The organism is Neisseria sp. HMSC070H10 (genome assembly GCF_001837635.1).
Classification (GTDB): domain Bacteria; phylum Pseudomonadota; class Gammaproteobacteria; order Burkholderiales; family Neisseriaceae; genus Neisseria; species Neisseria subflava_A.
Genome location: NZ_KV833355.1, coordinates 1 through 6,116, shown reverse-complemented (window position 1 = coordinate 6,116; position 6,116 = coordinate 1). Strand labels below are relative to the sequence as shown.

1 protein-coding gene, 2 tRNA genes and 3 rRNA genes are annotated in these 6,116 nt (G+C 49.4%); all 6 read left to right on the top strand.

Going from position 1 to position 6,116, the window contains the following annotated elements:
- The first annotated feature begins 267 nt into the window (after nt 1-267).
- Nucleotides 268-1,808, top strand: a 16S ribosomal RNA gene (locus HMPREF2606_RS01185).
- Nucleotides 1,809-1,914: 106 nt separating this feature from the next.
- Nucleotides 1,915-1,991, top strand: a tRNA-Ile gene (locus tag HMPREF2606_RS01180).
- Between the two features lie 5 nt (nt 1,992-1,996).
- Nucleotides 1,997-2,072: transfer RNA gene (locus tag HMPREF2606_RS01175), tRNA-Ala, on the top strand.
- Nucleotides 2,073-2,420: 348 nt separating this feature from the next.
- Nucleotides 2,421-5,309: ribosomal RNA gene (locus HMPREF2606_RS01170) — 23S ribosomal RNA — on the top strand.
- Between the two features lie 94 nt (nt 5,310-5,403).
- A 5S ribosomal RNA gene (gene rrf, locus HMPREF2606_RS01165) occupies nt 5,404-5,517 on the top strand.
- Together the 16S, 23S and 5S rRNA genes with 2 tRNA genes alongside form the textbook arrangement of a ribosomal RNA operon.
- Before the next feature lie 387 nt (nt 5,518-5,904).
- Nucleotides 5,905-6,116 (top strand): ComEA family DNA-binding protein (locus HMPREF2606_RS01160; RefSeq protein ID WP_070711971.1); only part of this gene is annotated, 212 nt, incomplete at its 3' end.

Here is a 6,116-nt window from a genome sequence, read left to right as displayed (position 1 = left end):
GTTGTGAGGCGTATAGTTCGGTTCTTCGCTGCTGACGCGGTGAAGAAAACGAAGCAGACAGTATAACACAGTTAGTTAAAATTTTCGATAATTTTAGTTGACATTTGCTAAATGTACTGTATAATTCGATTCGCTCTTTAAAAAACAGATTACCGATAAGTGTGAGTGCATTAGGCCTCACACTGTTTGAAAGACAGACAAGATGATGTTTTAGACATTGTCCTGTCGGTTTCTTTGAAGCAGACCAGAAGTTATAAGTTAGAGATTGAACATAAGAGTTTGATCCTGGCTCAGATTGAACGCTGGCGGCATGCTTTACACATGCAAGTCGGACGGCAGCACAGAGAAGCTTGCTTCTTGGGTGGCGAGTGGCGAACGGGTGAGTAATATATCGGAACGTACCGAGTAATGGGGGATAACTAATCGAAAGATTAGCTAATACCGCATATTCTCCGAGGAGGAAAGCAGGGGACCTTCGGGCCTTGCGTTATTCGAGCGGCCGATATCTGATTAGCTAGTTGGTGGGGTAAAGGCCTACCAAGGCGACGATCAGTAGCGGGTCTGAGAGGATGATCCGCCACACTGGGACTGAGACACGGCCCAGACTCCTACGGGAGGCAGCAGTGGGGAATTTTGGACAATGGGCGCAAGCCTGATCCAGCCATGCCGCGTGTCTGAAGAAGGCCTTCGGGTTGTAAAGGACTTTTGTCAGGGAAGAAAAGGCTGTTGCTAATATCGACAGCTGATGACGGTACCTGAAGAATAAGCACCGGCTAACTACGTGCCAGCAGCCGCGGTAATACGTAGGGTGCGAGCGTTAATCGGAATTACTGGGCGTAAAGCGAGCGCAGACGGTTACTTAAGCAGGATGTGAAATCCCCGGGCTCAACCTGGGAACTGCGTTCTGAACTGGGTGACTAGAGTGTGTCAGAGGGAGGTAGAATTCCACGTGTAGCAGTGAAATGCGTAGAGATGTGGAGGAATACCGATGGCGAAGGCAGCCTCCTGGGATAACACTGACGTTCATGCTCGAAAGCGTGGGTAGCAAACAGGATTAGATACCCTGGTAGTCCACGCCCTAAACGATGTCAATTAGCTGTTGGGCAACTTGATTGCTTAGTAGCGTAGCTAACGCGTGAAATTGACCGCCTGGGGAGTACGGTCGCAAGATTAAAACTCAAAGGAATTGACGGGGACCCGCACAAGCGGTGGATGATGTGGATTAATTCGATGCAACGCGAAGAACCTTACCTGGTCTTGACATGTACGGAATCCTCCAGAGACGGAGGAGTGCCTTCGGGAGCCGTAACACAGGTGCTGCATGGCTGTCGTCAGCTCGTGTCGTGAGATGTTGGGTTAAGTCCCGCAACGAGCGCAACCCTTGTCATTAGTTGCCATCATTTAGTTGGGCACTCTAATGAGACTGCCGGTGACAAGCCGGAGGAAGGTGGGGATGACGTCAAGTCCTCATGGCCCTTATGACCAGGGCTTCACACGTCATACAATGGTCGGTACAGAGGGTAGCCAAGCCGCGAGGTGGAGCCAATCTCACAAAACCGATCGTAGTCCGGATTGCACTCTGCAACTCGAGTGCATGAAGTCGGAATCGCTAGTAATCGCAGGTCAGCATACTGCGGTGAATACGTTCCCGGGTCTTGTACACACCGCCCGTCACACCATGGGAGTGGGGGATACCAGAAGTAGGTAGGGTAACCGCAAGGAGCCCGCTTACCACGGTATGCTTCATGACTGGGGTGAAGTCGTAACAAGGTAGCCGTAGGGGAACCTGCGGCTGGATCACCTCCTTTCTAGAGAAAGAAGAGGTCTGATGCATTCACACTTATCGGTAAACTGTATAAAGATGCGGAAGAGAAAAGCTTGAGTGAAGACAAGATTCGCTTAAGAAGAGAATCCGGGTTTGTAGCTCAGCTGGTTAGAGCACACGCTTGATAAGCGTGGGGTCGGAGGTTCAAGTCCTCCCAGACCCACCAAGAACGGGGGCATAGCTCAGTTGGTAGAGCACCTGCTTTGCAAGCAGGGGGTCATCGGTTCGATCCCGTTTGCCTCCACCAAGAACTTTACAAATCAAAGGAAGCCTGCTATACTTAGCAGCTTATTTTGATTTGCGAAGTGAAATATCGACGCATCGATCTTTAACAAATTGGAAAGCCGAAATCAACAAACAAAGACAATGAGTTTGTTTTGATTTTTTGTTCTTTGCAAAGGATAAAAAATCTCTCGCAAGAGAAAAGAAAACAAACACAGTATTTGGGTGATGATTGTATCGACTTAATCCTGAAACACAAAAGGCAGGATTAAGACACAACAAAGCAGTAAGCTTTATCAAAGTAGGAATTTCAAGTTTGCTTCCCTAGTCAACGGGTAGGTAAACGAAGTCAAAGAGGTTCTTGAAATGATAGAGTCAAGTGAATAAGTGCATCAGGTGGATGCCTTGGCGATGATAGGCGATGAAGGACGTGTAAGCCTGCGAAAAGCGTGGGGGAGCTGGCAATAAAGCTATGATCCCGCGATGTCCGAATGGGGAAACCCACCTCTTAGGAGGTATCCTTATCTGAATACATAGGATAAGCGAAGCGAACCCGGAGAACTGAACCATCTAAGTACCCGGAGGAAAAGAAATCAACCGAGATTCCGCAAGTAGTGGCGAGCGAACGCGGAGGAGCCTGTACGTGATAACTGTCGAGATAGAAGAACAAGCTGGGAAGCTTGACCATAGTGGGTGATAGTCCCGTATTCGAAATCTCAATAGTGGTACTAAGCGTACGAAAAGTAGGGCGGGACACGTGAAATCCTGTCTGAATATGGGGGGACCATCCTCCAAGGCTAAATACTCATCATCGACCGATAGTGAACCAGTACCGTGAGGGAAAGGCGAAAAGAACCCCGGGAGGGGAGTGAAATAGAACCTGAAACCTGATGCATACAAACAGTGGGAGCACCCTTGTGGTGTGACTGCGTACCTTTTGTATAATGGGTCAACGACTTACATTCAGTAGCGAGCTTAACCGAATAGGGGAGGCGTAGGGAAACCGAGTCTTAATAGGGCGAATAGTTGCTGGGTGTAGACCCGAAACCGAGTGATCTATCCATGGCCAGGTTGAAGGTGCCGTAACAGGTACTGGAGGACCGAACCCACGCATGTTGCAAAATGCGGGGATGAGCTGTGGATAGGGGTGAAAGGCTAAACAAACTCGGAGATAGCTGGTTCTCCCCGAAAACTATTTAGGTAGTGCCTCGAGCAAGACACTGATGGGGGTAAAGCACTGTTATGGCTAGGGGGTTATTGCAACTTACCAACCCATGGCAAACTAAGAATACCATCAAGTGGTTCCTCGGGAGACAGACAGCGGGTGCTAACGTCCGTTGTCAAGAGGGAAACAACCCAGACCGCCAGCTAAGGTCCCAAATGATAGATTAAGTGGTAAACGAAGTGGGAAGGCCCAGACAGCCAGGATGTTGGCTTAGAAGCAGCCATCATTTAAAGAAAGCGTAATAGCTCACTGGTCGAGTCGTCCTGCGCGGAAGATGTAACGGGGCTCAAATCTATAACCGAAGCTGCGGATGCCAGTTTACTGGCATGGTAGGGGAGCGTTCTGTAGGCCGATGAAGGTGCATTGTAAAGTGTGCTGGAGGTATCAGAAGTGCGAATGTTGACATGAGTAGCGATAAAGCGGGTGAAAAGCCCGCTCGCCGAAAGCCCAAGGTTTCCTACGCAACGTTCATCGGCGTAGGGTGAGTCGGCCCCTAAGGCGAGGCAGAAATGCGTAGTCGATGGGAAACAGGTTAATATTCCTGTACTTGATTCAAATGCGATGTGGGGACGGAGAAGGTTAGGTTAGCAAGCTGTTGGAATAGCTTGTTTAAGCCGGTAGGTGGAAGACTTAGGCAAATCCGGGTCTTCTTAACACCGAGAAGTGATGACGAGTGTCTACGGACATGAAGTAACCAATACCACGCTTCCAGGAAAAGCCACTAAGCTTCAGTTTGAATTGAACCGTACCGCAAACCGACACAGGTGGGCAGGATGAGAATTCTAAGGCGCTTGAGAGAACTCAGGAGAAGGAACTCGGCAAATTGATACCGTAACTTCGGGAGAAGGTATGCCCTCTAAGGTTAAGGACTTGCTCCGTAAGCCCTGGAGGGTCGCAGAGAATAGGTGGCTGCGACTGTTTATTAAAAACACAGCACTCTGCTAACACGAAAGTGGACGTATAGGGTGTGACGCCTGCCCGGTGCTGGAAGGTTAATTGAAGATGTGCAAGCATCGGATCGAAGCCCCAGTAAACGGCGGCCGTAACTATAACGGTCCTAAGGTAGCGAAATTCCTTGTCGGGTAAGTTCCGACCCGCACGAATGGCGTAACGATGGCCACACTGTCTCCTCCTGAGACTCAGCGAAGTTGAAGTGGTTGTGAAGATGCAATCTACCCGCTGCTAGACGGAAAGACCCCGTGAACCTTTACTGTAGCTTTGCATTGGACTTTGAAGTCACTTGTGTAGGATAGGTGGGAGGCTTTGAAGCAGAGACGCCAGTCTCTGTGGAGCCGTCCTTGAAATACCACCCTGGTGTCTTTGAGGTTCTAACCCAGACCCGTAATCCGGGTCGGGGACCGTGCATGGTAGGCAGTTTGACTGGGGCGGTCTCCTCCCAAAGAGTAACGGAGGAGTTCGAAGGTTACCTAGGTCCGGTCGGAAATCGGACTGATAGTGCAATGGCAAAAGGTAGCTTAACTGCGAGACCGACAAGTCGAGCAGGTGCGAAAGCAGGACATAGTGATCCGGTGGTTCTGTATGGAAGGGCCATCGCTCAACGGATAAAAGGTACTCCGGGGATAACAGGCTGATTCCGCCCAAGAGTTCATATCGACGGCGGAGTTTGGCACCTCGATGTCGGCTCATCACATCCTGGGGCTGTAGTCGGTCCCAAGGGTATGGCTGTTCGCCATTTAAAGTGGTACGTGAGCTGGGTTTAAAACGTCGTGAGACAGTTTGGTCCCTATCTGCAGTGGGCGTTGGAAGTTTGACGGGGGCTGCTCCTAGTACGAGAGGACCGGAGTGGACGAACCTCTGGTGTACCGGTTGTAACGCCAGTTGCATAGCCGGGTAGCTAAGTTCGGAAGAGATAAGCGCTGAAAGCATCTAAGCGCGAAACTCGCCTGAAGATGAGACTTCCCTTGTGGTTTAACCACACTAAAGAGTCGTTCGAGACCAGGACGTTGATAGGTGGGGTGTGGAAGCGCGGTAACGCGTGAAGCTAACCCATACTAATTGCTCGTGAGGCTTGACTCTATCATTTGAAGAACTTCAAAGATAAAAGCTTACTGACTGATTCAGTCATCACCAAATAATTGATTAAGGCTTTACCGATTTGTAACAGTTTAAGTTTGGCGGCCATAGCGAGTTGGTCCCACGCCTTCCCATCCCGAACAGGACCGTGAAACGACTCAGCGCCGATGATAGTGTGGTTCTTCCATGTGAAAGTAGGTCACCGCCAAACACCCATTCCAAAGCCCCCGACTGATGTCGGGGGCTTTTTACATGCCTGTCAGTTCTGTCGGTTTGACGATAGGAGGTAGGGTAATGGGTGCAAGGATATTGATGAACCGATACCCATTCCGATGCCTATTGAGTGTTCGTGCATGCTTGTTGTTTAAATTAAAGGATGACAACTCTGTTGTTATTCTTGAACAAAAGTACCGAAAGTTACGGTTAACTGTTTAGAATATTTGAAATAAAATGATATTTGCGTTAATATGGCGTAAGCATTTATGCGGGTATGGGCTGTTGCCCTATCTGCGTATGTGACAGTGTTTACAGAGTGGGATAAAACCATTCGGTAGACTTTATGACTGATTCAATCAAATATGTTATGGGAAAAAATCTGATGAAGAAATTTTTATTTGGTGCATTTGCCGCCGTCTGTGCAGCATTCTCTTTGGCCGCCGTGAACATTAATACCGCGTCTTCTGCCGAACTGGAGGCCTTGCCGGGTATCGGCCCGGCTAAGGCGAAAGCGATTGTGGAATACCGTCAGAAGAACGGTGCGTTCAAATCGGTGGAGGAGCTGAAAAACGTGAAGGGCATCGGTGATGCGGT